The organism is Falsirhodobacter sp. 20TX0035 (genome assembly GCF_028307215.1).
Classification (GTDB): domain Bacteria; phylum Pseudomonadota; class Alphaproteobacteria; order Rhodobacterales; family Rhodobacteraceae; genus Falsirhodobacter.
Genome location: NZ_JAQMHV010000009.1, coordinates 1 through 24,825, shown reverse-complemented (window position 1 = coordinate 24,825; position 24,825 = coordinate 1). Strand labels below are relative to the sequence as shown.

At 62.7% G+C, this 24,825-nt stretch carries 29 protein-coding genes and 1 pseudogene; 10 read left to right on the top strand and 20 right to left on the bottom strand.

From position 1 onward, the window contains the following. Nucleotides 1-3 precede the first annotated feature (3 nt). From PIJ50_RS10955 to PIJ50_RS10930, 6 genes are all read left to right on the top strand, one after another. Nucleotides 4-1,359 (top strand): sensor histidine kinase, encoded by a 1,356-nt coding sequence (locus PIJ50_RS10955; protein ID WP_271975218.1) that lies wholly within the window; start codon nucleotides 4-6, stop codon nucleotides 1,357-1,359. Between the two features lie 88 nt (nucleotides 1,360-1,447). Further along, nucleotides 1,448-2,437: a tripartite tricarboxylate transporter substrate binding protein gene (locus PIJ50_RS10950; RefSeq protein WP_271975216.1), complete on the top strand. Its 990-nt coding sequence runs from the start codon at nucleotides 1,448-1,450 to the stop codon at nucleotides 2,435-2,437. Nucleotides 2,438-2,447: 10 nt separating this feature from the next. Beyond that, the gene (locus PIJ50_RS10945; protein WP_271975214.1) at nucleotides 2,448-2,888 is read left to right on the top strand and encodes a tripartite tricarboxylate transporter TctB family protein; all 441 of its coding nucleotides are present in this window, start codon (nucleotides 2,448-2,450) and stop codon (nucleotides 2,886-2,888) included. Then, on the top strand, nucleotides 2,888-4,408 hold the full coding sequence (locus PIJ50_RS10940) for a tripartite tricarboxylate transporter permease (protein ID WP_271975213.1): 1,521 nt from the start codon (nucleotides 2,888-2,890) through the stop codon (nucleotides 4,406-4,408). Before PIJ50_RS10945 ends, PIJ50_RS10940 begins: the two co-directional genes overlap by 1 nt. Before the next feature lies 1 nt (nucleotide 4,409). After that, complete coding sequence (prpB, locus tag PIJ50_RS10935) at nucleotides 4,410-5,306, top strand: methylisocitrate lyase (protein WP_271975211.1); 897 nt, start codon at nucleotides 4,410-4,412, stop codon at nucleotides 5,304-5,306. A 16-nt stretch (nucleotides 5,307-5,322) separates the two neighbouring features. Next, entirely contained in the window at nucleotides 5,323-5,685 is a 363-nt protein-coding gene (locus PIJ50_RS10930) for a 5-carboxymethyl-2-hydroxymuconate Delta-isomerase (protein ID WP_271975209.1), read from the top strand. 118 nt (nucleotides 5,686-5,803) lie between these two features. On the opposite strand, the gene PIJ50_RS10925 is transcribed toward PIJ50_RS10930, so the two are convergent. Genes PIJ50_RS10925 through PIJ50_RS10900 form a run of 6 tightly spaced genes read right to left on the bottom strand, consistent with a single transcriptional unit; the run spans nucleotide 5,804 to nucleotide 12,179 of the window. Beyond that, nucleotides 5,804-6,805 carry an ABC transporter ATP-binding protein gene (locus tag PIJ50_RS10925; protein WP_271975365.1) on the bottom strand — a complete coding sequence of 334 codons (1,002 nt, stop codon included), beginning with the start codon at nucleotides 6,803-6,805 and terminating at the stop codon, nucleotides 5,804-5,806. Beyond that, complete coding sequence (locus PIJ50_RS10920) at nucleotides 6,805-8,262, bottom strand: sulfatase family protein (RefSeq protein WP_271975207.1); 1,458 nt, start codon at nucleotides 8,260-8,262, stop codon at nucleotides 6,805-6,807. The genes PIJ50_RS10925 and PIJ50_RS10920 overlap by 1 nt, the downstream gene beginning before the upstream one ends. Before the next feature lie 3 nt (nucleotides 8,263-8,265). Further along, nucleotides 8,266-9,096, bottom strand: coding sequence for a carbohydrate ABC transporter permease (locus PIJ50_RS10915; protein WP_271975205.1), 831 nt, complete (start codon nucleotides 9,094-9,096; stop codon nucleotides 8,266-8,268). Further along, nucleotides 9,089-9,973 (bottom strand): carbohydrate ABC transporter permease, encoded by an 885-nt coding sequence (locus tag PIJ50_RS10910; protein WP_271975203.1) that lies wholly within the window; start codon nucleotides 9,971-9,973, stop codon nucleotides 9,089-9,091. Before PIJ50_RS10910 ends, PIJ50_RS10915 begins: the two co-directional genes overlap by 8 nt. A 57-nt stretch (nucleotides 9,974-10,030) precedes the next feature. Next, the gene (locus tag PIJ50_RS10905) at nucleotides 10,031-11,308 is read right to left on the bottom strand and encodes an ABC transporter substrate-binding protein (protein WP_271975202.1); all 1,278 of its coding nucleotides are present in this window, start codon (nucleotides 11,306-11,308) and stop codon (nucleotides 10,031-10,033) included. 55 nt (nucleotides 11,309-11,363) lie between these two features. Beyond that, on the bottom strand, nucleotides 11,364-12,179 hold the full coding sequence (locus PIJ50_RS10900; RefSeq protein WP_271975201.1) for a helix-turn-helix domain-containing protein: 816 nt from the start codon (nucleotides 12,177-12,179) through the stop codon (nucleotides 11,364-11,366). Nucleotides 12,180-12,374: 195 nt separating this feature from the next. Between PIJ50_RS10900 and PIJ50_RS10895 the strand changes: the two genes are divergently transcribed. Beyond that, complete coding sequence (locus PIJ50_RS10895; RefSeq protein ID WP_271975363.1) at nucleotides 12,375-13,250, top strand: formylglycine-generating enzyme family protein; 876 nt, start codon at nucleotides 12,375-12,377, stop codon at nucleotides 13,248-13,250. Nucleotides 13,251-13,654: 404 nt separating this feature from the next. On the opposite strand, the gene PIJ50_RS10885 is transcribed toward PIJ50_RS10895, so the two are convergent. From PIJ50_RS10885 to PIJ50_RS10850, 8 genes are all read right to left on the bottom strand, one after another. Further along, nucleotides 13,655-14,485, bottom strand: coding sequence for a shikimate dehydrogenase family protein (locus tag PIJ50_RS10885; RefSeq protein WP_271975197.1), 831 nt, complete (start codon nucleotides 14,483-14,485; stop codon nucleotides 13,655-13,657). 17 nt (nucleotides 14,486-14,502) lie between these two features. Continuing rightward, the gene (locus PIJ50_RS10880) at nucleotides 14,503-14,652 is read right to left on the bottom strand and encodes a hypothetical protein (RefSeq protein WP_271975196.1); all 150 of its coding nucleotides are present in this window, start codon (nucleotides 14,650-14,652) and stop codon (nucleotides 14,503-14,505) included. After that, on the bottom strand, nucleotides 14,645-15,484 hold the full coding sequence (locus PIJ50_RS10875; protein ID WP_271975194.1) for a fumarylacetoacetate hydrolase family protein: 840 nt from the start codon (nucleotides 15,482-15,484) through the stop codon (nucleotides 14,645-14,647). The genes PIJ50_RS10880 and PIJ50_RS10875 overlap by 8 nt, the downstream gene beginning before the upstream one ends. 1 nt (nucleotide 15,485) lies before the next feature. Continuing rightward, nucleotides 15,486-16,406 carry a dihydrodipicolinate synthase family protein gene (locus PIJ50_RS10870; protein WP_271975192.1) on the bottom strand — a complete coding sequence of 307 codons (921 nt, stop codon included), beginning with the start codon at nucleotides 16,404-16,406 and terminating at the stop codon, nucleotides 15,486-15,488. A 58-nt stretch (nucleotides 16,407-16,464) separates the two neighbouring features. Beyond that, entirely contained in the window at nucleotides 16,465-17,262 is a 798-nt protein-coding gene (locus PIJ50_RS10865; RefSeq protein ID WP_271975190.1) for a transporter substrate-binding domain-containing protein, read from the bottom strand. 52 nt (nucleotides 17,263-17,314) lie between these two features. After that, nucleotides 17,315-18,034, bottom strand: a complete 720-nt coding sequence (locus PIJ50_RS10860; RefSeq protein WP_271975362.1) for an amino acid ABC transporter ATP-binding protein — start codon at nucleotides 18,032-18,034, stop codon at nucleotides 17,315-17,317. A gap of 70 nt (nucleotides 18,035-18,104) precedes the next feature. Next, nucleotides 18,105-18,749 (bottom strand): amino acid ABC transporter permease, encoded by a 645-nt coding sequence (locus PIJ50_RS10855; protein WP_271975188.1) that lies wholly within the window; start codon nucleotides 18,747-18,749, stop codon nucleotides 18,105-18,107. 30 nt (nucleotides 18,750-18,779) lie between these two features. Next, nucleotides 18,780-19,463 (bottom strand): amino acid ABC transporter permease, encoded by a 684-nt coding sequence (locus PIJ50_RS10850; RefSeq protein ID WP_271975187.1) that lies wholly within the window; start codon nucleotides 19,461-19,463, stop codon nucleotides 18,780-18,782. Nucleotides 19,464-19,647: 184 nt separating this feature from the next. Here PIJ50_RS10850 and PIJ50_RS10845 point away from each other — a divergent pair, with 184 nt between their 5' ends. Together PIJ50_RS10845 and PIJ50_RS10840 are read left to right on the top strand one after the other, a co-directional pair. Further along, entirely contained in the window at nucleotides 19,648-21,186 is a 1,539-nt protein-coding gene (locus PIJ50_RS10845) for a D-arabinonate dehydratase (protein ID WP_271975185.1), read from the top strand. A gap of 13 nt (nucleotides 21,187-21,199) precedes the next feature. Further along, nucleotides 21,200-22,159 carry a GntR family transcriptional regulator gene (locus PIJ50_RS10840; RefSeq protein WP_271975183.1) on the top strand — a complete coding sequence of 320 codons (960 nt, stop codon included), beginning with the start codon at nucleotides 21,200-21,202 and terminating at the stop codon, nucleotides 22,157-22,159. A 122-nt stretch (nucleotides 22,160-22,281) separates the two neighbouring features. On the opposite strand, the gene PIJ50_RS10835 is transcribed toward PIJ50_RS10840, so the two are convergent. The 6 genes from PIJ50_RS10835 to PIJ50_RS10810 form a co-directional block, all read right to left on the bottom strand. Continuing rightward, entirely contained in the window at nucleotides 22,282-22,710 is a 429-nt protein-coding gene (locus PIJ50_RS10835; protein ID WP_271975182.1) for a GNAT family N-acetyltransferase, read from the bottom strand. Nucleotides 22,711-22,724: 14 nt separating this feature from the next. Beyond that, a complete protein-coding gene (locus PIJ50_RS10830; protein ID WP_271975180.1) occupies nucleotides 22,725-23,249 on the bottom strand; it encodes a thermonuclease family protein in 525 nt (174 codons plus the stop codon). Further along, on the bottom strand, nucleotides 23,246-23,407 hold the full coding sequence (locus PIJ50_RS10825; protein ID WP_271975178.1) for a hypothetical protein: 162 nt from the start codon (nucleotides 23,405-23,407) through the stop codon (nucleotides 23,246-23,248). Before PIJ50_RS10825 ends, PIJ50_RS10830 begins: the two co-directional genes overlap by 4 nt. Further along, nucleotides 23,398-23,661, bottom strand: a complete 264-nt coding sequence (locus tag PIJ50_RS10820; protein ID WP_271975176.1) for a hypothetical protein — start codon at nucleotides 23,659-23,661, stop codon at nucleotides 23,398-23,400. The genes PIJ50_RS10825 and PIJ50_RS10820 overlap by 10 nt, the downstream gene beginning before the upstream one ends. 302 nt (nucleotides 23,662-23,963) lie before the next feature. After that, on the bottom strand, nucleotides 23,964-24,218 hold the full coding sequence (locus PIJ50_RS10815) for a BrnA antitoxin family protein (RefSeq protein WP_271975174.1): 255 nt from the start codon (nucleotides 24,216-24,218) through the stop codon (nucleotides 23,964-23,966). Continuing rightward, complete coding sequence (locus PIJ50_RS10810; protein ID WP_271975173.1) at nucleotides 24,196-24,465, bottom strand: BrnT family toxin; 270 nt, start codon at nucleotides 24,463-24,465, stop codon at nucleotides 24,196-24,198. Before PIJ50_RS10810 ends, PIJ50_RS10815 begins: the two co-directional genes overlap by 23 nt. Before the next feature lie 138 nt (nucleotides 24,466-24,603). Between PIJ50_RS10810 and PIJ50_RS10805 the strand changes: the two are divergent. Then, nucleotides 24,604-24,749 (top strand): annotated as a pseudogene (locus PIJ50_RS10805) (transposase); the annotation flags it as partial. Nucleotides 24,750-24,825: the final 76 nt, after the last annotated feature.

Sequence of the window (24,825 nt, the reverse complement as noted above, 5' to 3'; positions counted from 1 at the left end):
CCAATGCTGGTGGTCCTGATGTCGACGGGGCTTCTTCTGACGATCCAAAGCCTGCGAGAGGTCGCGGACAGCGCTTATGATCGTTCCCTCAGCGGGGCCATTCGTGCCATCGATCTGAGGATTTCCACCGAAAGCGGCGGTCTTGGCATCGAGCTTCCCTATCCGCTGTTTGAAAGTTTCCAAGCCACCGCCGACGGCGAAGTGCTGTTCCGCGTGTCAACCGATGATGGGCTGGTCCAGATCGGCGACGCGCTTTTGCCAGTGCCTGCCAAATTGCGGCCGAACGAAGTGACCTTCTACAATGCCACCTATTTCGGACGGTCCATTCGTGTGGGGGCTTATATGCGAGCGCTCGATCCTCCGTTATATGGTGCGAAACAGGGTCAGAACCTGATCATCGAAGTGGCCGAGACGACAGGCTCGCGTCAGGAATTTCTACGCACGGTCCTGAGCCGGACCATGCTGCGGGATTTTTCCGCTTTGCTGGCGGTGACATTGCTTCTGGCCTTGGGCCTGCATGCCGGTTTGAAGCCCCTCCGCGCGCTTCGCGACCGGTTAGACCAGCGCAGCTCGGACGATTTGCGACAGGTCGATCCCACCGGCCTGCCTCTGGACGTGCAGCCGCTTGTGCGATCGGTCAATCGTCTGGTGGATCGCCACCGTCTTCAGGCCGAGGCGCAGCGCCGCTTCATCGAAGATGCCTCTCACCAGCTGAAGACGCCGCTTGCCGTCCTGCGGGCCCAGATCGATCTCGCCTCGCAAACGGAAAAGCCGGAACGTCTGGACGAAATCCATGCAGCCATGCGGGAAATCGTCACCCGTTCCGCACGGCTGACCGGTCAACTGCTGAGTTTGGCCCATGCCCGCAACGACGCGATGTGGAGAGACGGGTCCGACCGTCCGATCGACGTCTCCAAACTGCTCGACGACGTGGTGCGCCTGCATGTGGGACCGGCCCGGCAACGCCGTATCCTGTTGGAGGTGGACGTGGCGGCGGATATTCCCGCAATGAACGCACCGGAGGCCTTGTTGTTCGAGGCTATCAGCAATCTCGTCGATAATGCCATCATCGCCAGCCCCCGGAATGGACGGGTCATTCTATCCGCCTATCGACAGGGCACTGCATCCTTTATCGATGTGCGCGATTTCGGCACCGGCCTGTCCGACACCATGCTCCACAAGCTTCGGTCCGGCCAAAGGTTCAACATAAACGAAGAACAGCGAAGCGAACCGACCAGCAGTGGTCTGGGCCTGACCATCGTCCAGCAGATCATGAAAACCCTTGGAGGGGAGCTGATCCTGAAGAACATGCCGGACGGTGGCCTTTCCGCCGGAATGCGAATTCCCGATACGAAATAAGCACAAACTGAAAGCTAACTGAAAGCTAGCCCTCTGTAGCAAGGATGGAAGAGTTGGGAGACTCTGCAGATATCCTTGGGAGGGGATCATGATTCATACCAATCTTGGCCGCATTGCTATGCTGGCTGGAACTGCAGTCGCGGCCTCCGTCACGGTGGCATCCGCCGCCCCGGACCGTCCCGAATGCATCGCGCCCGCTCAGCCGGGCGGCGGCTTCGACATCACCTGCAAGCTGGCGCAGGCCGCCATGACGGAGGCGGACATCCTGCCTTCGCCCATGCGCGTGTCCTACATGCCAGGCGGCATCGGGGCGGTGGCGTTCAGCACCGTCGTCGGCCAGCGCAACGACGAACCAGGCACGATCGTCGCCTTTTCGGCAGGTTCGCTCCTGAACCTTGCCCAGGGCAAGTTCGGCGCGCATGACGTGGACGACGTGCGTTGGGTCGCGTCGATCGGCACGGATTACGGCGCGGTCGTCGTGCCCGCAGACAGCGAATACGATTCCCTTTCCGCAATGATGGACGCGATCAAGGCCGATTCCGGTTCGGTCATCTTGGGCGCCGGCGGCACGATCGGCAGCCAAGACTGGATGAAGGCCGCCCTGACGGCACGCGCTGCGGGGATCGACCACAAATCCATGCGCTTCGTCGCGTTCGAGGGCGGCGGCGACTGCGCCACCGCGCTTCAGGGCGGCCACGTGCAGGCCTGCATGAACGATGTGGGCGATAGCCAAGCGGCCATCGACGGCGGCGCCCCGCTGAAGCTTCTGGCCATTTTCGCCGATGAGCGCCTGCCGGGCAAGCTGGCGGAGGTTCCCACCGCGAAGGAGCAGGGCTTCGACATCGAATGGCCCATCGTGCGCGGCTTCTACGTCGGACCCGAGGTGTCGGACGAGGATTACCAATGGTGGGCCGACAGCTTCAAGACGGCGATGGAGGCTCCCGGCTACGCCGCACTTCTGCAAAGCCGCAATCTGCTGCCCCTGCCGATGACCGGTGAGGAACTGGACACCTTCGTGAAAACCTCCGTCGCCGACTACCGCACGCTCGCCACCGAGTTCGAGCTGGTCCGGCAGTAAGGACAGGGCCATGAGCAACAACAGAACCCTCGGGGCCGTGGCATTGCTCATGGCCGCCATTCTTGCGATCTTCGGCTGGGGTCTCGTCGCGCCCTTCGCCTACGAACCGGTGGGGCCGCGGGCCTTTCCGATGATCACCGCCCTTGTGATCGGCATCTGCGGCGCGATCCTGCTGGTTCAGGGCGGGGGCGAGGCGGAACCGGTCAACCGCAAGACCCTCATAGGGCTGATCATGCTTTGCTTGACGCTGCTGATCTATGCCGTCCTGTTCGAACGTCTTGGCTATGTCCTGTCTACCCTGGGGATGAGCACGGTCGTCGCGCTGATCTTCGGTGCCAAACCGCATCAGGCCATCCTTTCGGCCGTCGTCCTGTCGGTCGGGTCCTACCTGCTTTTCGACCACGGTCTCGACGTGGTGCTTCCGACCGGCCTTCTGGGGGATCTTCTGTGATGGAAACATTGGCGTTTCTCATGCACGGCTTTGCCGTCGCGGCCACGCCCACGAACCTCGGGCTGGCGGCGATGGGGGCCGTCGTCGGCACCATGGTGGGGGTGCTTCCGGGCCTTGGTCCAGTCAACGCCGTGGCCATGCTCGTGCCGGTCGTCTTCGCGCTCGGCCTGCCGCCCGAAAGCTCCATGATCCTGATGGCGGCCATCTATATCGGCTCGGAATATGGCGGGCGGATCAGTGCGATCCTCATCAACGTGCCCGGCGAGGCGTCGGCCGTGATGACCGCGCTGGAAGGGTATCCGCTGTCCCGTCAGGGTCTGGCAGGTGTGGCGTTGTCGCTTTCGGCGGTTACGTCGTTCATCGGCTCCCTCCTTGCCACCATCGGGATCGTGCTGTTCGCGCCCATCCTGTCGAAATGGGCGCTGGCCTTCGGGCCGGTAGAATACGTGGCGCTGATGGTGTTTGCTTTCGCCTGCCTGACGGGCCTTCTGGCGGATCAGCCGGTGAAGGCGCTTCTGGCAGCCGGGATCGGCCTCGCCTTGTCCACCATCGGCATCGACGCCAACTCCGGCGTGATGCGCTACACCTTCGACATGCCGAACCTGATCGACGGGCTGGCCTTCTCCACCCTCGTGATCGGGCTTTTCGCGATTTCGGAGCTGCTGATCCTGCTGCAGACCCACCACGGCGAGAAGTCAGTCCAGATCCCGAAGGGCGGGCGCAAGCTGTTCAACCTGTCGGAACTGCGCTTCACCTTCCCCGCTGCGCTGCGCGGGTCGGCGATCGGCTTCTTCATCGGGCTGCTGCCGGGCGCCGGCGGCACCGTCGGCTCCGCGCTTGCCTATTCCACCGAACGCAAGATGGCCGAACGATCCGCGAAGACGAACCGCTTCGGCAACGGCGACCTGCGCGGGCTGGCCACGGTGGAGGCTGCGAACAACTCGGCCTCCAACTCCAACTTCATCCCGATGCTGACCTTGGGCATTCCCAGTTCGGGCACGACGGCGATCATGCTGGGCGTGCTCACCCTCTACAACCTGACGCCGGGGCCGATGCTGTTCACCTCGCAGCCGGATCTGGTCTGGGGTCTGATCGCCTCGTTGTTCATCGGGAATATCATGCTGCTGGCCATGAACATCCCGCTGGTGGGGGTGTTCGCCCGGATGCTGACGGTTCCGGCATGGGTGCTGGTGCCCTTCATCGTGGTGGTGTCCGCCGTTGGCGTCTATTCCGGCAAGTCGGCCAGCTTCGATCTGGTCCTGATGGTCGCGGTAGGGGCGATCGCCTATTGGTTGCGTCGCCTGCAGGTGCCGATGGCGCCTCTGATCCTCGGCTTCGTGCTGGGCGGGATCCTTGAGACGAACCTGCGCCGCGCCCTGTCGCTGTCCGCCGGGGATGCGCAGATCCTGTGGTCCAGCTGGATCGCCATTGTCCTGTGGGCCGCAGCCGTGGCCATTCTCGTCCTTCCGCATGTGCTGCGCCGCCTGCTTCCCCCCGAAGCCCGCTTGTCGGAGGATTGAGATGACGTTCCTCACACACCACGACAACATCCCGGCTGGGCGGCGCTTTCACGACCGGCTTGCGGATCCGACGATCTTCCGTCTGCCCGGTGCGCATAACGGCCAAGCGGCGCTTCAGGCCCGCGGCGCGGGTTTTGAAGGCCTATATCTTTCGGGTGCTGCGATGAGCGCGTCGATGGGCCTGCCCGATCTGGGCCTGATCACAATTGACGACGTATGCTTCTTCATCCGCCAGGTGGCAGGTGCTTCGGGACTTCCGGTGCTCGTGGATGCCGACACCGGCTATGGCGAGGCGCTGAACGCCATGGTCATGGTGCGCCGGTTCGAGGAGGCGGGCGCCGCCGCGATCCATCTGGAAGACCAGATCCTGCCGAAGAAGTGCGGTCATCTGTCCGACAAGCGTCTGGCCACGCCGGCCGACATGGCCGCCAAGATCGCCGCGGTCTGCCGCGCCCGCCGCGATCTGGTCGTCATCGCCCGCACCGACGCCGTCGCCAACGAAGGCATCGACGCCGCGATCTCACGCGCCCATCTTTATCTGGAGGCCGGGGCCGACGCGATCTTCCCCGAGGCGCTGACCGATGTGGGGATGATGCGCACCTTCGCCGAAGCGCTTCCGGGCATCCCGCTTCTTGCCAACATGACGGAGTTCGGCCGCACCCCCCGCCTGACCGGCGCCGAACTGGAGGATCTGGGCTACCGGATGGTGATCTGGCCCGTCTCGTCCCTGCGGGTGGCGAACCGGGCGCAGGAAAACCTTTACGCCGCGCTGCGCGATCACGACTGCACCGACGCGATGCTGCCCGCGATGCAGACGCGGCAGGAGCTCTACGACACCCTCGGCTACTTCGCGTTCGAGGATCTGGACGCGGGCATCCGCCGCAGCGTGCTGCCATGACATCAAAGGACAACACATGCCGCACGTGATCGTCGAATGTTCCGGCAACATCGAGGTCTGGGGGGATCCCGCGCGGATCGCGGAAGCCGTGCATGTCGCCTTGTGCACCTGCGGCCACTTGACCGCCGAGTCCGTGAAGACACGCGCCGTCCGCCACACCATCTGGCACGCGGGAACCGACACCGATGCCGCGAAGGGCTTCGTGACGATCCTCATCCGCACGCGTTCGGGTCGGGAGGACCGAATCCTCAAGGCCATTTCCGAAACGGCCCGTGATGCCGTGATTGCCAGCACCGCACCCGTTCCCGACCGCACGCTGACCGTGTCGGTGGAAGTTCAGATGATGGACTCGGTGGCGGTCGTCCATGGCCAAGTCTGACCAGCATTAACCGCTGAGTAAAACAAAACCGTTCCGTTTCGAACAGGGGAAGGAAGAAGGGAAAGTGATAGTATATGCCGCATTGAGCTGGGACATTAGGAAAAGCCTTCAAGCGTTGTTAATGCACTAACCGTAAACCTTCCGCGTCAAACCGGTGCATCTTGTCGACTTTCGGGGCAACCCGCACCTTGTCGCCATGACGGGCCTTCACTTCCCCATCCATCCTGACGTTCAACATCCCGACGGCCTGCGTCTCCACCTGCATAAAGGTGTCGGAGCCCAGATGCTCGGCCAGCATGACCTGCCCCTCCCATCCACCTTCCGCGACGGTGTCCAGATGCTCGGGGCGGATGCCGATGACACTGGCACCTCGGACCTGCGCCTCCTGACCTTCGATGAGGTTCATCTTCGGGCTTCCGATGAAGCCTGCGACGAACAGGTTGCGGGGCGTGTCGTAAAGCTCTATTGGGCTGCCGACCTGCTCGATCCGGCCAGCGTTCAGCACGACAATCTTGTCGGCCATCGTCATCGCCTCAACCTGGTCATGGGTGACATAGATCATGGTCGTGGCGAGCTTGCGGTGCAATTCGGTGATTTCCTGCCGCATCGAAACGCGCAGCGCGGCGTCCAGGTTCGACAGCGGCTCGTCGAACAGGAACGCGGCCGGTTCCCGCACGATGGCGCGTCCGATCGCGACTCGCTGCCGCTGGCCGCCAGACAGCTGGCTCGGCTTGCGGTCCATGTACCCCGACAGGTTCAGCACTTCGGCCGCGCGGGCGATCTTCGTCTGCGCCAAATCCGTCGGCGTGCCCGCCATGCGCAGGGGGAATGCCATGTTTTCAGCCACCGTCAGGTGCGGATAAAGCGCATAGGACTGGAACACCATTGCAAGCCCCCGTGCTCCCGGTGCGGCGTTCGACACGTCCTTGCCGTCGATGACGATGGCCCCCGACGTCATGTCCTCCAGCCCCGCGATCAGCCGCAGCAATGTGGATTTGCCACAGCCGGAGGGGCCAACGAACACCACGAACTCTCCGTCCTCGATCTCCAGATCCAGCGCGGGAATAACCTCGGCCGCACCGAAACGCTTATTGACGCCGTTCAGTCTGATCTTGCCCATCACGTGTCCTTTTCGGAAAGGCCCGCCAGTTCGCGGCGGAAGGCTTGCGTTTTTCTGTCGCTTTCAATGCGCCAGCGCAGGATGTCCATCAGCAGGTCCTGCTTGTGCCCGAACTGCGCGGGGGCGTCCCACAGGTTCGTCCGCTCCTCGGGGTCAATCGAAAGGTCGAACAGCTGCCCTTCCACACTGTCCACGAAATGCACGAGCTTCCAGTTCCCCTTGCGGATCATCGTCATGAACTCGGTCCCCTGAAGGATCGCGTCGTTCGCATGTTCGGCAAAGACCCGGTCGCGGGCCGGCTCGTCGCGGTTGTCTGACATCAGCGGTCGCAGCGAACGCGCCTCCATCCAGGCTGGGGGGATGATGCCTGCCCATTCCAGGATCGTCGGCCCGAAGTCGAACAGCGCGACCAGATCCTCCACGGACCGTCCGCTTGGCACCCCGGGCCCCCAAGCCAGCGCAGGGACATGCACTGTGGGTTCGAACATGTTCCACTTCTGGGAATGTCCATGATCGTTCAGGCAGTCACCGTGGTCCGAGGTGAAGACGATGATCGTGTTGTCCAGCACACCGCGCTCCTTCAGCGCGTCGATGATCCGACCCACTTGCGCATCGATCATCGACACGTTGGCATAGTAATGCGCGCGCTGGCGTCGCAACTGCGCCTCGGTCGGATGCTCCAGATGAACAATGGCGTCGTGATCCTCGCCGTGGTGATGGCGGCGCAGCTCGCGCATCGGGGCGGGCTGTTCGGCGTCGAAGTCGTAGGTGATCGGCATGGGCAGATCGTCCCGCCCTTCGTAGCCGGTCAGAAACTCCTGCGTCGGATCATAGGGAGGATGCGGGCCGGGGATGCCGATCTGCAGGAAGAACGGCTCCGTCCCCTTGTACCTCTCCAGCCACAGGCAGGCGAGACCGGGCACAAAAACGTCGGGGTGCAGGTCCTCCGGCGCCTCCCATACGAACGACCCCATGCTTTCTGCGTAATCCTCGCGTTCGCGATAGCTGACACGGCTGGGTTTCCGGATGCCCCGCGTCCAGAACGCCTTGTCCCAGTTGTCCAGGTAGAAGGGCAGGTTCGGATGGTCGCGGTCTTTGTTCTCCACCACGTGCCGTTCGTGGAAGCCGAACGGACCCTCGACCGGCATCGTGTGCATCTTTCCCACGTTCACGCAGCGATAGCCCGCCTCCGCCAGAAGGCCGACCCAGGACCAGACCCACGGTTCGTCGTTGCGAAAGACGCCGTTGGTATGCGGATAGGTTCCCGAAAACAGTGAGGCGCGGGACGGGCTGCACGAAGGGGACGTGACATACATGTTGCGGAACACCGTTCCTTCATGGACCAGCCGGTCCAGAACGGGCGTGTCCATGTGCGGGTATCCGAGCGCGCGGATCGTGTCGAGCCGCTGCTGGTCGGTGATGATGAAGACGATGTTCGGGCGTTTGTGTTGGATCATGGGTTAGCCTTTCACCGCGCCGCCAAGCGATTGCACGATGTATTTGTTCGCAATGATGATGATCGGGACGGTGGGGAGGGTCAGGGCAATGGCGGCCACCGCAATCGCCCCCCAGTCCACGCTGGCGTAGGAGACGAAGTTCATGATCGCAACCGGTGCCGTGGTCGTGGACGAACGCGTGATGACCAGCGCGAAGAAGAAGTCGTTCCACGCCAACAGGAAGCTCAGCACGCCGGCGGCCACCAATCCCGGCCGCGCGGCGGGCAGCACGATCAGCCGCAGCACCTGCCACAGGGAAGCGCCATCCATCAGCCCCGCCTCCACCAGTTCGTTCGGGATCTGGTTGAACGAGGTCCACATCGACCAGACCACGAAGGGCAGCGTCAGCGAGGTGTAGGCGAAGATCAGGCCGATATGCGTGTCGATCAGCCCCGCTTGAACATAGAACAGGAACAGCGGGATCACGAAGCCCACCGGCGGCGCCATCCGCAGCAGCAGTAGCAGCCAAGACGCCATGAACTTGCCGGAGAAGCGTCGCTTCGACAGGGCAAAAGCCCCCGGAACCCCAAGAAGAAGCGCCAGCAGCGTTGATGCTCCCGCCGTGATGAAGCTGTTCAGCAGCGCGCGCGGAAAGTCCGACCGAGCGATGGAGGCGATGTTGTCCAGCGTCAGCGCGGTAGGGGAGGACCATATCGGCTCGAACAGATGCGTCGCGGGGCGCAGCGCCAAGATCAGCGTCCACAGGATCGGCAGGAGGGAAAACGCCAGCAGCGCCAGCATCATCGCGATGCCGATCCCGCGTTTCACCCGAAAGGAGATGGATTGGTCACGCATCGGAAAGCCTCGCATTGCTGCGCGCGATGTAGAAGCTGATGATCCCTGCAAAGATGAAAAGGAACACCGCGATGGCTGCGCCATAGGCCACGTTGGAGCTTTGGAAGGTCTGCACGTAGGCGTAGTAGTTGGTCGCCTGCGTTGCCCGCCCCGGTCCGCCACTGGTCATCACGAAGATCAGGGGGAAATGCTTCAACGTCTCGATGAAGCGGAACAGGGCCACCATCAGGAGCGTCGGATACAGAAGCGGCAGCGTGATCAGGAAGAAGCTGCGGATGCGGGTAGCGCCGTCCATGGCCGCCGCCTCGTCCAGGTCCGGTGAGATGCCCTGAAGCGCCGCCAGCACGATGAGCATCACGAACGGCGTCGTGGCCCATGTGTCGGCGATGACAATGGCCGCGATGGCCCCTGTTTGCGACGTCAGCATCGCCGGCACCTCGATCCCGAAGGTGGCGAAGAAGGCGGTGATCGGGGACAGCGTGGGCGTGAACAGCGACAGCCAGATCAGCGCCACTGCGATATGCGGCACCGCGAAGGGAATCACGAATATTCCGCGGGCGAAGCGCCAGGACTTAACGATCCGGTCCAGCCCTACGGCGATGGCCGTGCCAATCACAACCTGTGCGACGACGCCGAAGAAGCTGAGCGCGGCCATCACATAGATCGAGGACAGGAACCGTGCGTCTCCTGCCAGACGCAGGAAGTTCTGAAGCCCGATCTTCCCACTCCATCCTCGGATGAGGTGAAAGTCGGTGAAGGACAAAACGAACATCCCCACCAGCGGGGCGACCGCGAAGATGCCCACGGCCAGCGAAGCCGGAAGCAGCATCAGTTTATAGCTGCGGTCCATGGCAGCCGAGGCGCGGACCGATGTCATGAGACCTCCGATCAGGAAGGAAAAGGGATGCCGACCGGACCCCGGTCGGCGCGCCGGTCACTGTCCGAGGATGTAGCCCATCTCTTCGTTCGCGGCATCGAGGGCCTCCTGCGGCTCCATCATGCCGTTCAGGGCGGCGTTGACATTCTCGCCCATGGCCGCGCCCAGTTCGGGCCAGGTGGGAAGCAACGGCCGGTAATCGCTGCGCGCCTCCTGCAGCGCCGCAATGCGCAGGTCGAGGAAGTCCGCTTGGATGCCTGCATATTTCTCCTTCACCGCCGGATCCTCGGCGATGGAGGCGCGGGTGAAGTCAGGATAGGCTTCATTCAGGGCCAGCTTCGTCATGGTTTCTTTCGACGTGGCCCAAGCGACGAACTTGGCGGCGGCTTCGGGATCTTTCGCGCTGGCTGATACACCCAGCCCGTGCACGGCCAGCGCTGGCGCGCGTTCGGCCGGACCGGCAGGCGGCAGTGCCAACTCGATCTGATCGGCAAACCGGCTCTTCTGCGGATCGACGGCCTGGCTTACGATGGAGGTTCCGTCCACCGTCATCGCCGCCTGCCCCGCCTGCATTGCAGCCACCACCTCGGGGAAGTTGAAGCTGCTCACGCCATTTGGGCCATACTCGCCCAGAAGCTTGATGTAGACATCCAGCGCCGACAGCGTCTCGGGCGAGTTGAACGTGGGCGTCAGGTCATCCGGGTAGTCGGCAAAGAACTCTCCGCCATAGGCGCGCATGATCATCGGGAAGACGAACATGTTGAACCCCTGCCCCGGCGCCGCGCGCATCACAACGCCCGCTGTATCCGGACTGTGGATGGCCGCGGCGACGTCCAGCATCTCCTCCCACGTGGTGGGAGGCTGTTTTCCAGCGGCCTCCAGCAGATCCTTGCGATAGGCCAGCAGGCCGGTTTCGGCGAAGAAGGGGATGCCCCAATGATCGTCCCCCACCTTGAAAGAGTCGAGCGTGGCCGGAATGATGTCGTCACGGTCTGGCATGCCGGACAATGTTTGGGTGAGAGGGGCGAGCCAGCCCGCCTCCACCCAACGCTGGACCTGGATGGCGGGCGTATGGACGACATCAATGTCCCCCGTCCCGCCCGTGAAGGACAGGGTGATGCGGCTCTCAAAGACGTCCTGGCCCACGACCTCAATATTGGTCTTGATACCCGTCTCGGCTTCGAAATCGGGGGCCAGCTTCTGCAACCCCAGGGTCGACGGCATGGAAAACAGCAGGACGTCGACTTCCGTCTGCTGTGCGAAGGCACCGGGCCCGGCAAGCGCCGTTCCCAACATGAGCGCTGCGGCCAGCACGGTGCGCCGTTTGGTGAACATTTCGGATACTCCTCCCTATTTCTCCGGTATGTCTCAGTCCGATGCGCCGCCTCTGTCAGCGCACAAGCCTCAGGTAAGGCATGTTGGTCAGGTTCGCGGTTGCCGCCTCGCGCCGCAGCACCGACTCGAGCCGCAACCGTTCCTCCTCGAGTACTGCTCGGATGACAGCTTCTCGTTCCACGTCTAACAGGCCGGCGCTTTCCGCGACGGACAACAGATGCAGGACCATTCCCTTGGAATCGCGCACCACGGTCGCGAAACGGCGAATGCCGAAATGGTTTCCCTCGGCATCGCAAGCGAAGGTCTCGCCGCGCGTGGCCCGGACGGCGTCGGCCACCTCATTCGCCTCGAGCCAAGAAATCTGACGCTTGCCCGCCTGCTTGGAGGTGTCGAAGAAGCCTCCGATGAAGAAGCCTTCATCCAATCGATCCTCGGCCAGCGTGGACAAATACAGCCGGGACAGGGCATCGAATTCAAACAGGCTGCGCCGGAACCCTTCGCGTGCCCAGATGGTCACTTGCGGGTTCGGGTGGACGCTTCGGGAATGCCACAACAGTTCATGGCCCGCGATCACGATCGCCTCTGCCGCCGCCTGCGTGCGCCCTGTCAGGTTCTGCAGCGTGCGTTGAAGGTCTTCGGCGTAATCTGCCGACATGGGCACGACCCGCTCGAGGCTAAAATTCTTGATAAGATACTTCTCGCTCGTGCGGAACAGGTAACCTCGATCCGACAGGATGCGCACGATGCGGTTCAGCGTCGACGGAGCGACCCCCAGATCGCGTGCCATATCGACCTGCTTCACCGGCCCTTGGCTGGCGTTCATCAGGTATTCGAGCACATCAAGAATACGATCAGTGGAGGGGCTGGTCATTGCGAATCTTCCGTATATGGAATATTACAATATCCTACACGGAATTCTTTGCTAGGTAATCTTTGTATCTATTCGAGTTCTGCGGAGCGGCGGCGTGGCCTTCATCAAAAAACTTAGGACCGCATGGGATCGGTGGATAAGCCGACCGGGCTATCGGCCCGAGCGTCATTACATGCGCGGACCCCGGAAACCCCGATGACGTCCGGATGCTGCGGCCCAACGATCGACGCTGGGGTCGTGACTTCAGCACCATCTCGAGTGGCACGCGCCTCCCACGCCGTCCACCAACAGTTGCTGAGTATTCCCGGCGGCTTGGCGCAACGTGGAACAGATCGGCCCCTCATACCCCAAGACGGCGAAGGGCCGATGCAGGCGCTGCTGATCCCGCCTTTCCGCATGTCTTCTACCGTCATCACGACACGGGAATTTGCACATTTCGCCGAGCAAAGCGGATACCGCACCGATGCCGAACGCCGGGGGTGGAGCTTCGTCTTCGCGTCCCATCATCGGGCCGCGCCCGAGGACGTGAGCGTCATCGATCTGCCATGGTGGTACCGGGTATTTGGCGCGAATTGGACATGTCCCTATGGACGTGGCATCAAGGCCGACGACGAGGATCCTGTCGTTCATGTTTCATGCGCCGACGCGGAAGCCTTCTGCGGGTGGCACGGGTTGAGATTGCCATCCGAGGTCGAATGGGAACATGCCGCAAGAGGCGGTTTGATGGATCCGATCTATCCGTGGGGGGATCGGGCACCCGACGATGACAATTTTCAGCCCTGCAACATCTGGCAAGGGCAGTTCCCCACCAATGATCTCGGACTAGACGGCTATCGCGGGCTTGCTCCTGCAAACTCCTTCCCCGCCAATGGCTTTGGCCTCCACAACATGAGCGGCAACGTTTGGGAATGGACGGCCGGGATGCAGGAGAGCAATCGTATCCTCAAGGGCGGCTCGCACCTGTGTCATGCAAGCTACTGCCACCGTTTCCGGATCGCCGCCCGCATGGCCAATCCTCCCCACATGACGACCAGTCACATCGGGTTTAGGGTGGTTGGAGACAGTGACTGACTCCTCGAGTCCCTCATTGTCGGCCTGATGAAAGACGGTTGCGGGCAGTGGGATTGGCTTCCTGTTTCTGCTCAAAATCGTTCGCTTTTGAATAGTTGCTAGTCCTGCGGCTGGCCGGTGCCGTTGATGAGGGGAAAGCCGCCGAGCCCGTGCCGCATGGCACGGCGATGACGCGGTTGCCGGCCGCCTCCCCCGGCTCTGTCCGGAACATCCAGTTGTAGCGGGGGTTCGTCAGCAGCTTGTAGAACCCCGCCGGGATGCCGATCCATGAGTTAGAGGGGCGCAGCCCACCTCCAACAGGAGGGCGCGCCGGGAAGGATCGGCGGACAGCCGGTTGGCGAGGATACACCCTGACGTGCCGCCGCCCACGATGACGTAATCCCAAGCCGTGTCCGAAAGTGCGGTCATGATGCGGACCCACCAATGGCTCCCATGTGGCGGGCCATCAGCTCGATCTGTGCGGTTAGCATCGGCAGGCCAAGATGGACGGTACAGCCGGTGGCGCGGGCCTTCGCGAGCAGGGGCGTTTCTTCCGGGTCCATGATCGCCTCGGCCACTATCTGGCGACCGTGCAGGCGTGTGACGTCGAGGGGCAGGGAATCGCCTGGGCGCATCCCCTGCGAAGTCGCGTTCACCACAAGGTCATGATCCGCAACCGTGCCCGCATCCGTGCCAAGGACAAGCGCCGGGTAACGGCGGGCCAAGCGGTCCAGAAGCGCACGCGCCCGCGCCTCCGTGCGATTGGCCACCGTGATCCCGGTTGCGCCCGCATCGGCCAGCGCAAAAGCGATGGCGGAGGCCGCACCACCCGCGCCCGCCAGAAAGACCCGCATCCCCTGGGGGTCATGACCTGCGCGGCGCAACCCTTCCAAGAAGCCTGCCCCGTCCAGCATGGTGCCGATCATGCGGCCGTCCCTCTCGCGACGTACGCAGTTGACGGCGCCAACATGTTGCGCCTCCTCCGTCACCTCATCACAGAGATGCAGCATCGCCTCCTTGTGGGGCATGGTGACGATGAAACCGCCGAAGTTCTGCGTCTGGCGCAAGCCTTCTACGGCGCGTGCCAGTCCATCAGAGGCGACGTGCATCGGCACGAGTACACCGTCTACGCCGTGATGAGCGAAGACCCTGTGCATGACCATCGGTGCCTTCACATGCGCCACCGGATCAGCAAGAATTGCGAAAAGCCGGGTGCGAGCCGTCACACTGACGGCGGGTGCGGACGAGTTCGGCATGTCGTTGCTCCGAGAGTTCAAGTCCTGTAAAGATCGCAAGCCACGTCAATGGTCTGGCCGATGACAAAGCTTGCTTCGGCGGAGGTGGCGGCATCCGCGACTTTCGCCAGTTCGCCCAAACGGCCAAGTGGTGTCATTGCAGCATCGAAGGGCAGAACCTCAGCCATGGGCAACGACTGTCTGGCGCTGGCGTCCGAGCCCGTCAATGGCTAGGTGCACGACGTCGCCCGCCTTCAGGAAGCGCTGCGGCGTCATGCCCATGCCGACGCCGGGTGGGGTACCGGTCGTGATGACATCCCCCGGCTCCAGCCGCATGAAGGTGGAGCAGTAGGAGACGAGATGCGCCACCGGGAAGATCATCGTCGCGGTGCTGCCGGTCTGCATCCGCTCCCCGTTCACATCGAGGCTGAGGCCAAGCGCCTGCACGTCCGCGATCTCGTCCGGCGTTACCAGCCAAGGGCCGAGGGGGCCGAAGCCCGGTGCGCTCTTACCCTTGGTCCACTGGCCGCCCCGCTCCTGCTGCCAGCCACGTTCCGAGACATCATGGCAGATGCAGTAGCCCGCGATGCCATTCAGCGCCTCTGCCTCGGTCACAGCATGAAGCGGCTGACCGATGACAATGGCAATCTCCACTTCCCAGTCCAGCTTGGTGGAGCCCTTAGGGATACGGATCGGATCGTTGGGTCCGGAAAGCGACGATGGAGCCTTGTTGAATAGGATCGGCTCGGCGGGGATCGCCATGCCGGATTCCCGCGCGTGATCGGCATAGTTCAGGCCGACGGCGATGAAGTTGCCGACGCGCGCGATGCACGGCCCGATGCGCGGTGTGCCGTCGATCTTCGGCAGGCTGTCGGGATCGACCGCGCGAAGACGGTCCAGATCGGGCAGGGTCGCGGCGTCGATGTCCGGCACATGGGCCGACAGATCGCGCATCGTGCCGTCGGTGTGCAAAAGCGCGGGCCGTTCGGCACCCGCCTCTCCATAACGCAGAAGTTTCATCTCATGTCCCCCATGTCAGGGCAAGGGGTTGAACCTCTCGCGCCAATTCCAGAAGTCCGGCCTTCGTTGCGGGATGCAGCGGCTCCAACGGGTGGCGCACCGTGTCGCAGCCGATGACCCCACCTTCGGCCAGCACCGTCTTTGCGGCACGTAGCCCGCATTGGCGGTTTTCGAAGTTTATCAGTGGCAGGATGCGACGGTAATGCTCCGCCGCCTGATCGCGGTGGCCTGCGGCATGGGCGTCGATCACCGGACGGATCAGATCGGGCAGCAGCGCCGAGGCCATCACACCGGTGGCCCCCGCATCCAGATCGGCCATGAGGGTGATCGCTTCTTCGCCGTCGAAGGGGCCTTCGATGAGATCGCCCCCCGCTTCGATCAGCGCGCGCAGCTTGGCGGCAGTGCCTGGCACCTCGATCTTGAAGTAACGTACGAGCGGCAGTTCGCGGGCTACGCGAGTCAGGAAGGGCACGGATAGATGCGTACCGGACAGCGGTGCGTCCTGGATCATGACCGGCAGGTTTCCTTCCTCGGCCACGCGGGCGAAATGGTCGAAGATGGTGCCCTCGTCGATCCGCATGCCTGTCCCGTGATAGGGTGGCATGATCATGATCAGGCTTGCCCCGACAGAGGCTGCGTGGGCCGCGCGGGCAGCCGCGATATGGGTGGCGAAGTGGCTGCAGGTCACCATCACCGGCACACGTCCCGCCACCTGTTCGATGCAGGTCTCGGTCAGGGTGCGGCGTTCGTCGTCGGTCAGCAGGAACTGCTCGGAATAGTTGGCAAGTATGCAGATTCCGTCGACGCCCTGATCGACCATGCAGTCCATAACGCGGCGCTGGCCATCCAGATCGATGTCGCCATTGGCATGAAAGGGTGTTGGCGCGACGGGAAACAGGCCCTTGTAGCGGGTCGCGGTCATGACGTCTCCTGATGGGAACAAGTGGACGTCCGGCCGCAGGACGCGACCGGAACGCGTTTCAGTTGGCGAGGTCGGCGGGCAGTGCTTGGTGGAAGTACTTCTCATAAATCGTGTTCAGCTTGCCGTTCTGCAGGTTGGCCAGAACCCATTCGTCCAGCGCGACCTTCAGTTCAGGATCGTTCTTGCGCAGGCCTACGGCCATCGGATAAGCGGCCATGTCGATCTTCACCTCAAGGCCCAGCCCGGGATTCTGCTCGGACACCGAGTTTGCTGTCGACAGTGCCGCTGCAAGCAGTTTCTGCTGTCCGGTGGCGACAGCGGTATTGGCGGTTGCCTCGTCCTCGTAGCGGACGATGTTCGCGCGTGCACCCGAGTCCTTGACGATGCGCGTCAGTTCGATATCCGCGGTGGTGCCGCGCGCCACGGCGATGGCCTTGCCGGCCAGATCGCCCGCCTCCGTGATCTCCTCGGCTTCGGGCGCCGACACCACAACCGGGATCACGCCATATGGGCGAGAATAGTCGATGACCTTTTTGCGTTCTTCCGTGATGGAGAAGGAGGCGATGACTACATCAACCTTGTTCGCCAGCAGGAACGGCACGCGGTTGGCACCCGACACCGGCACAAGTTGCAGTTGCACGCCCAAATCCTCGGCCAGAAGCTGCGCCGTTTCCACGTCCGATCCCGTCTCCTTGGCCGAGGAGTCAAGCATTCCGTAGGGCGGATGGCTGACATCGACAGCGACGATGATCGTGCCGCGCTCCTTGATGTCGGCCAAGGTATCTGCCACGGCGGGCAGCGCGGCGAATGTGGCGACGGCGAATGCAATCGCCCCCAAGCGTTTACGAAGTTCCATGCGTTCCTCCCTGTAATTCCGGCTTCCCCGCCGGATGTGTTTCAGGCGCGGGTCAAAGACCGTTGCCCACGAATTGCTGCAACTCCGCAGTCTGGGGTGAGGAGAGCATGCCCCCGTCCCCCGTTTCCCAAATCCGGCCCTGATGCATGAACACGATCTTGTCGGCGACCGATTTGGCGAAGGCCATCTCATGCGTGACCAGCATCATGGTCATCCCGCTGGCGGCCAGACCTTCGATCGTGCGGAGGACCTCGCCCGTCAGTTCCGGGTCCAGTGCCGAGGTCACCTCGTCGAACAGCATCAGCTTGGGGCGCATCGCCAGCGAACGAGCGATCGCCACGCGCTGCTGCTGCCCGCCCGAGAGCTGTTCGGGATAGTTCTGCGCCTTTTCTGACAGGCCCACCTGCGCCAAGACCTCAGCGGCCAGTTCGCGCGCCTCGGCCGCACCGATCCGGTGAACCTTGCGCGGGGCCAATGTGACGTTCTGTTCGACCGTCAGATGCGGGAACAGGTTGTAGCTTTGGAAGACGATGCCGACCTCCTTGCGCAATTCGCGCAGGTCCGTGCCGCCCTGATGCAGCGCGCGTCCGCAGACGGTCAGTTCGCCGCCGTTGATCGCTTCCAGCCCGTTCACGCAGCGCAACGCCGTGCTTTTGCCTGAGCCGGAGCGGCCGATCAGCGCGACCACCTCCCCCGCCCCGACATCGAGGTCGATGCCTTTCAACACTTCGAATGCACCAAAGCTTTTGCGCACGTCGCGGAAGGCGACCATGGACGCCGCCGGGAAAATGGGGGCGGCGGCGGGGGACAGGACGGGACTGGTGAAGGTCATGGGATACTCCTCAGGTGCGCTGCAGGCGACGCTCGAACCGGCGCGCGATCATCGACATTGGGAAGCAGATGGCGAAATACAGCACCGCCGCGATGGTGAAGACGGTGAAGGGCATGAAGGTGGAATTGTTCAGCACCTTGGCCGAATAGGTCAGGTCGAAGAAGCCGATCACCACCGAATACGAGGTGTTCTTCACGATCTGCACCATGAAGCCCACGGTCGGCGGGATGGCGATGCGGATGGCCTGCGGCAGGATGATGTTCACGAACCGCTGCGTGGGGGTCAGGGCAAGGCATTCGCCCGCCTCCCACTGAGTTTTCGGCACGGCCTGGATGCAACCCTTCCAAATCTCGCCCAAGTAGGCCGAGGAATAGAGCGTCATCGCCAGGCCCGCCGCCGCCAGCGCCGGCACGTTGTAGCCGCCGATGCTGATGCCGAAATAGACCACGAACATGATCACCGGCAGCGGGATGCCCTGCACGATCTGCACAAAGGCCGAGGACAGCAGGCGCGCCGTCCGACTGCCGGAACTGCGCATCAGCGCCAGGGGCAGACCCAGAAGCGTGCCGCCAACGAAACCCAGCAATGACAGCGCAATCGTCCAGCCGGTCCCCCGCAGCATGTAGGAGAGTTGTTCGATGGTCAGTCCGAGCATGGCATCCTCCGCCAGTTGCCGGGGTGAAGATCAAAGCGGCGTGCCAAGGCGCCTGCGTCGGGGGAAGCTGACCTGCGCCACGCCCATCAGCACCAGCCGCAGCAGCGTGGCCATGGCAAGATAGATGACCGCGATCACGAGATAGACCTCGAACCCGCGGAAGGTGAACGACTGGATCATGTAGGCGACGCCCGTCAGCTCCTCGGCCGAAACCTGCGACATGATGGAGGTCGCAAGCATCATCAGCACGAACTGGCTGACCAGCGCGGGATAGACCCGCTCCACCGCCTGGGGCAGCTGGATCGACACCACCGTCTGCACAGGACCAAGGGCGAGGCAATCGGCAGCCTCGATCTGACCTTTCGGGATGCTCTGGAAACCGGCGCGCATGATCTCGGCGGTATAGGCGCCGACGTTGATCGTCAGCGCGATCACTGCGGCAAGGAACGAGCCTATATAGATCTGAAGGACCGACAGGCCGAAGAAGAGCCAGAACACCTGGATGATCAGCGGCGTGTTGCGGATCGCCTCCACGTAGCAGGTCGCGGCACCGGCCAGCCACCGCCCGCCGTAAAGCCGCGCCAGCGCCACCGAAGTGCCCAGGATGAAGCCCGGCACGATCGACACGAAGGTCATCCCTAACGTCAGCCAGACGCCGTGCCACAGGTCAGGGGCATAGCTGGCAAGGAACGAGAAATCGAAATCATAGCCCATGCGTCACCCCACGCGGCAGGGATGGGATGGTCGGCTGCAGTCTGCCATGCGCAAGCGCAGGCCTTGGCTGGCTATCGTCTCGCATCGCTTCTGCCTCCCCACAGTCGGATACGTTTTGACTTGACGATTAGCTAGCATGAACGGATATTGCAGGCAATAGCCATTTTGGAGAAACGTGGCCGCCATGACGTCAGACATCGCTCCAGCCTTGCTGCTCAACCCTTCCGACACCGTTGCCGTCGCCCGCCGCACCATCCCTGCGGGCACCGCCTTTGCCATCGACAACCGCAAGATCACCGCCGCGGCCGAAATCCCCAGCGGGCACAAGATCGCCATCGCCTCCGTGGGTTCCGGGCAGCCGGTGCTGAAATATGGACAGGTCATCGGCAGCGCCAGCGCCCCCATCGCGCCGGGTGATCACGTCCATCTGCATAACCTTGCCATGCAGGACAGCACAGTAGAGCATCACTTCGCCGAACACGCACGCGCCACCCCCCTGTTGCCCGAATCGGAGCGGCGGACTTTTCAAGGCTACCTGCGCGCTGACGGCCAAGTGGGCACGCGCAATTATATCGGGATCATTACCTCGGTGAACTGCTCGGCCACCGTTGCCCGGGCGATCGCCGACAAGTTCAACCGCGGTGGCGGGCTGGATGGATTCCCGAATGTCGACGGCGTGGTGGCGCTGACCCATGGCACGGGCTGCGCGATCAGCATGAAGACCGAAGGGTATCTGTATCTGACACGGGTCTTGTCGGGATATGCAAGAAACCCAAATTTTGCAGGTATTCTGATGATCGGTCTGGGCTGCGAGAGCAACCAGATCGACTTCATCACCCAGAAGTTTGGCCTGTCTGAAGGGCCGTTCCTGCGCACCATGACGATCCAGCAGCTGGGCGGCACGCGCCGCACGGTGGAGGTCGCCTCGGAGATCATTCGCGAGATGTTGCCCGCCGCGAACGCCGCCGAACGAACGACCCAGCCGTTGGCGCATCTGAAACTTGCGCTGCAATGCGGCGGGTCGGACGGGTATTCCGGCATCTCGGCCAATCCCGCGCTTGGCATGGCGGCGGATATGCTTGTGCGTCACGGTGGCACCGCTGTCCTGTCCGAGACGCCCGAGATCTACGGGGCCGAACATCTCTTGACCGAACGTGCCGTAACCCCTGCCGTCGCGCAAAAGCTGGTGGACCGCATCGACTGGTGGCGCGACTACACCGAGCGCAACGGCGCCGAGCTGAACAACAACCCCTCGCACGGGAACAAGGCGGGCGGATTGACGACGATCCTGGAGAAATCACTTGGTGCCGTGGCCAAGGGCGGCACCATGCCGCTGGAGGCCGTCTATGAATATGCCGAGATCATCGACCGTTCCGGCTTCGTGTTCATGGACACGCCCGGCTATGACCCCGTGGCCGTGACGGGGCAGCTTGCGGGCGGGTGCAACATGCTGGTCTTCACCACGGGACGCGGATCGGTTTCCGGCTTCAAGCCCGCGCCCACGATCAAGGTCGCGACCAACACCGCGATGTATGACCACATGGACGAGGATATGGACATCAACTGCGGCGGCATCGTCACCGGCGACCAGACGATCGAACAGGCGGGCGAGGCGATCTTCGAGAAGGTGATCGCCATCGCCTCGGGGGAGCGCACGCTGAGTGAGCAGTTCGATTACGGTGACAATGAGTTCGTCCCGTGGCAGATCGGCGCCGTAACCTGACGCGAGGCCCCCCTTGATCGATCGCACGCCGGTCTATGCCACCATGACTGCCCATCTGCGCGACGCCATCGCGGATGGGCGGCTTCCGCGCGGCACCGTGCTGCTGGAAAGCGGGCTGGCCGCATTATTTGGATCCAGCCGCGCGCCGGTGAAGCAGGCCCTCGCGACGCTGGAGGAGGAGGGCACGCTGTCCCGCTTCGACGGGCGCGGGCTGTTGGTGGGCGGTGGGGATCCGGTGCGCCTGCGGCTGACCGCCGACATGCTGGGCCTGACCGAGGAGGCACCTGCAAAGGCCTTCACATGGCACCCCTTCTATTACGATTTCGAGCGTGAGATCATCCTCCATTCGGTCTTCGGACGGTTCCGCGTGAACGAACTGGCGCTGGCGCGGCATTTGGACGTGGGCCGCACCGTGGCGCGCGACCTTCTGATCCAGGCCGAGAAGCTGGGCCTCGTGCAGAAGGGCGAACGGGCGCATTGGTGGATCGTGCCACTGGACGAGGCGCGGTTCCAGCATCTGTATCAGCTGCGCATCCTGCTGGAACCGGCTGCGCTCGAGAGCGCCATATCGCGTATGCCGACCGACATGATGGACCACATGATGGACAGGCTGCGCGGTGTCTCCCGCAGCTATCCCACCGTCGCGGAGCAGGCTTTCGACCAACTGGAGACGGACCTCCACGTGGACTGTCTTCAATTCACCGCCAACCCCGAGGTCGCGGCGGCCCTAAAGCGAACGCATTGCATCCTCGTCTCTGGCAAGCACATTCAAGTGGCACTTGGCCGTTCGCCGGATCCCTTCATGGACGAACATCTGGAGATTCTTCAGGCAGCGAAAGCCGGTGACACGCGCAAGGCAAAGGCGGCGCTCGTACGTCATCTCACCTCCTCGGCCCGGAAAAGCACAGAGCGACTGACTGCCTTTCATGCACAGATCCAAGCTGCACCGCCGCCATATATCCACCGGCTTTGATGATGGTTGGGTACCTTGGTACGGACAGCCGCGACGGTCGTGTAGTACGGACCTCCCGTCGCAGCGGGATCATCGTCACACTGCCAGGCTGACGTCAGATTAACGGCTATGGGCTCTGAACGTCATTTGAGCCGAAACAGGATCTCTCTTTCGCCTGACATGTTTAGGTCGTCTGCGAAACCGACCTCGCGGGCGCCGCAGGTTTGCAGCAAGGCGCGCATGACGTTTTTGGAGGCTTCGGTGGAGGTGTAAAGGCGCAGCCATTGCGGAACCGACACGGCGCTTTCCACCAGTTTCCTTCCCACTCCTTGCCTTCGAACGGCAGGGGCAACACAAAGGATCGAGAGCAGGGGCCATCCCATGAACTTGGAAGGGGCCACTTTCACGTATCCCACCACTTCATCCTCCCGCGCGGCGACCAGGAGGGTTCCCTGCTGCATGTCGATCCGGCGATCTCCCATGAACTCATCAAAGGTTCTGAGGGCGGAATGATCCGCAAAAATGCAGGGCGTGACGATGATGGAGGGGCGTTCGTAGGATTTGCATATCATGGCCGCTCATCGCCCTAGGATCCAACAGATTTCCGGTAGTCGTATGGATCGCTCACGTCCGTGAAAATCCAAAGCCCCCTCTTGGCATCTTGCGCTTCCTGCTCGGCTTGCCGGTAGTCGTCGGGCTGGCGGCTTCCGCCATAGAGGAAGGCATAGCTCCCGCGAAGCATCGCCAGATTGAGGTTCCGCTGGCCGGCGAAGCAGATGGCCAAGGGCCGGTCGTAGCGGTCACGTCCTTCGCTTTCACAGTGCACCTGCCGCCCCGCCCCGATCAGAAGTTCCATCTGTTCCGTCGCCCAAGCCCCGCAGTCGATCTGCCGGTTCGCATGGGTGGCAGGCTGGCCCATTTCGCAGGCGTCCAGTCCGACCAGGCGGATGCGTTCGCCGGCGACGTGCAGCGTGTCGCCGTCCACCACGCGCGCTTTGCCCGCATATTCCTGAACGATCTCGGGCGGTGTCATTCGGCCTTGGCTGTAAGCCACGGCCAAGGCGCCGCCCGCGGCCACCAGCACGGCAAGGGACAGGCCATTCAGTTTCAACAGGCCGCAGCCTCCCCATGCAGAAGGCCGAACACGGAACGATGCAGCTGCGCGTTGCCCAGCTCGGCCCGCTCGCTCATGCGGCGCATCCATGCCCCGGCGTTGCGGATCTTGCCGCCCCGCTCGTTGCTGTCGGCATCGGCGATCATCACCAGCAAGGCGGCCCCACCTTGCCGATCGCGGCTTGCGCCTGTGCCCATGCGGACGGGTTGATCCCGAGGGCCATGGCCCGTTTATAGCCCACGTTTACGAACGTCATCCAGTCGACGCGCCCGTAAAGCTCCATCCCCACATGCCATTTGGCGGGGGCGGCGTTCAGGGTCATTGGCAGGCTGATATGCTCCATCCCGCATTGTGGTGTCTGGGTGGGGGGTGTCGGCGCGCCCTGCCCTGCCTTGTTCTCAGCGGGCATCGCCGGATTACAAGACTCTGATAAATATTGGATTGTAGTGTATGGTCGGTCATTTTTTCCGATGATCAGAAATTTTTGACGGACCAAGACGGGTCAAAAAGCGGCGCACCCGGTTCAGAAGTTCGCTCAAGGCTTCGTATCCAAGGTGAGCGATCCGGCGCGGAAAGCTCGCCCAAGTCTATTGATCCCCGGCGGCAGCTTCGGTTCCTGACAGGGTACGGCGGATCATGGAACGCAGGCGGGATATGTCATTCTTATCCGTCCATCGCTCATGAGGCATTCCGCAGCCGCATCGCAGGCGATCAGACGCCAGCTACCTTCCGCAGGGCTTCGTCGATCCGGCTCTGCCAGCCGGGCCCGCCGGCCTTAAAATGCTCCACCACGTCCGCGCTGAGACGGATGGACACAGGCACTTTGGTTGTCGCCTTCTGCAAGCCCCGAGTTCTCGGAAACGCAGCGCGGATGTGAGCAGGTAGCTCACTCACGGGCTTTGCCCTTGCGAAGTCGTTGGACGTCCATTCCGGATTGTCGCTGTCAGTCACGGTCGGGCGGGGCATAACGATCCATCTCCTTCTTATGAGCACGGCGGAGGCTGATGGCCCGCAGGGTGCCGTTCCTGTCTGTAAAGGCCAGACAGTGTGCTCTGCCCTCGATCAGGCCCCAAGCGCGATATCGCACTTCGCCGTACTCGTTTCGGTCATCCTCGATGAAAGCGAGGATGTCGAGATCGGCCGCCCGAACCAGTGAGACTCCATGCTTGGCAAGATTGATGGCGTCCTTTTCGGGGTCAAACTCGATCTTCATGATTGTATATACGATTAGCTGTCTTGGACGTCAACCTGATCGTGGCGACAATGGACGAGACGACGTTGGGAGTTAGGCTCCAAACCCGTTGATCCCAGGCTGTTGGCGTGATTCAGGCTCCGCAAGGCGACCTGATCAATGAGCAATATTCACTGGCTGACCGACGCCCAGATGGAGCGCCTGAAGCCGTTCTTTCCCAAGAGCCATGGCAAGCCCCGCGTCGATGATCGGCGGGTTCTGAGCGGCCTAATCTTTGTCATCGCAACGGGTTGTGCTGGTGCGATGTGCTTCGGCATGCAATCTTGACCCCTTAGACGGGGGTATCGGCGCCCAATTTTGACCCCCCTGATGTTTTGTCGG

Bases quoted from the DNA above. Each gene is read 5' to 3' on its own strand.
- PIJ50_RS10945 (WP_271975214.1), top strand. From the start codon at position 2,448: ATGAGCAACAACAGAACCCTCGGGGCCGTGGCATTGCTCATGGCCGCC.
- PIJ50_RS10835 (WP_271975182.1), bottom strand. From the start codon at position 22,710: ATGATATGCAAATCCTACGAACGCCCCTCCATCATCGTCACGCCCTGC.
- PIJ50_RS10885 (WP_271975197.1), bottom strand. From the start codon at position 14,485: ATGCCGAACTCGTCCGCACCCGCCGTCAGTGTGACGGCTCGCACCCGG.
- PIJ50_RS10950 (WP_271975216.1), top strand. From the start codon at position 1,448: ATGATTCATACCAATCTTGGCCGCATTGCTATGCTGGCTGGAACTGCA.
- PIJ50_RS10845 (WP_271975185.1), top strand. From the start codon at position 19,648: ATGACGTCAGACATCGCTCCAGCCTTGCTGCTCAACCCTTCCGACACC.
- PIJ50_RS10910 (WP_271975203.1), bottom strand. From the start codon at position 9,973: ATGACATCGGTCCGCGCCTCGGCTGCCATGGACCGCAGCTATAAACTG.
- PIJ50_RS10920 (WP_271975207.1), bottom strand. From the start codon at position 8,262: ATGATCCAACACAAACGCCCGAACATCGTCTTCATCATCACCGACCAG.
- PIJ50_RS10955 (WP_271975218.1), top strand. From the start codon at position 4: ATGCTGGTGGTCCTGATGTCGACGGGGCTTCTTCTGACGATCCAAAGC.
- PIJ50_RS10815 (WP_271975174.1), bottom strand. From the start codon at position 24,218: ATGCCCCGCCCGACCGTGACTGACAGCGACAATCCGGAATGGACGTCC.
- PIJ50_RS10865 (WP_271975190.1), bottom strand. From the start codon at position 17,262: ATGGAACTTCGTAAACGCTTGGGGGCGATTGCATTCGCCGTCGCCACA.
- PIJ50_RS10875 (WP_271975194.1), bottom strand. From the start codon at position 15,484: ATGAAACTTCTGCGTTATGGAGAGGCGGGTGCCGAACGGCCCGCGCTT.
- PIJ50_RS10895 (WP_271975363.1), top strand. From the start codon at position 12,375: ATGACGTCCGGATGCTGCGGCCCAACGATCGACGCTGGGGTCGTGACT.
- PIJ50_RS10915 (WP_271975205.1), bottom strand. From the start codon at position 9,096: ATGCGTGACCAATCCATCTCCTTTCGGGTGAAACGCGGGATCGGCATC.
- PIJ50_RS10900 (WP_271975201.1), bottom strand. From the start codon at position 12,179: ATGACCAGCCCCTCCACTGATCGTATTCTTGATGTGCTCGAATACCTG.
- PIJ50_RS10880 (WP_271975196.1), bottom strand. From the start codon at position 14,652: ATGGCTGAGGTTCTGCCCTTCGATGCTGCAATGACACCACTTGGCCGT.
- PIJ50_RS10820 (WP_271975176.1), bottom strand. From the start codon at position 23,661: ATGCCCGCTGAGAACAAGGCAGGGCAGGGCGCGCCGACACCCCCCACC.
- PIJ50_RS10905 (WP_271975202.1), bottom strand. From the start codon at position 11,308: ATGTTCACCAAACGGCGCACCGTGCTGGCCGCAGCGCTCATGTTGGGA.
- PIJ50_RS10940 (WP_271975213.1), top strand. From the start codon at position 2,888: ATGGAAACATTGGCGTTTCTCATGCACGGCTTTGCCGTCGCGGCCACG.
- PIJ50_RS10855 (WP_271975188.1), bottom strand. From the start codon at position 18,749: ATGCTCGGACTGACCATCGAACAACTCTCCTACATGCTGCGGGGGACC.
- prpB (WP_271975211.1), top strand. From the start codon at position 4,410: ATGACGTTCCTCACACACCACGACAACATCCCGGCTGGGCGGCGCTTT.
- PIJ50_RS10850 (WP_271975187.1), bottom strand. From the start codon at position 19,463: ATGGGCTATGATTTCGATTTCTCGTTCCTTGCCAGCTATGCCCCTGAC.
- PIJ50_RS10810 (WP_271975173.1), bottom strand. From the start codon at position 24,465: ATGAAGATCGAGTTTGACCCCGAAAAGGACGCCATCAATCTTGCCAAG.
- PIJ50_RS10925 (WP_271975365.1), bottom strand. From the start codon at position 6,805: ATGGGCAAGATCAGACTGAACGGCGTCAATAAGCGTTTCGGTGCGGCC.
- PIJ50_RS10930 (WP_271975209.1), top strand. From the start codon at position 5,323: ATGCCGCACGTGATCGTCGAATGTTCCGGCAACATCGAGGTCTGGGGG.
- PIJ50_RS10870 (WP_271975192.1), bottom strand. From the start codon at position 16,406: ATGACCGCGACCCGCTACAAGGGCCTGTTTCCCGTCGCGCCAACACCC.
- PIJ50_RS10860 (WP_271975362.1), bottom strand. From the start codon at position 18,034: ATGGTCGCCTTCCGCGACGTGCGCAAAAGCTTTGGTGCATTCGAAGTG.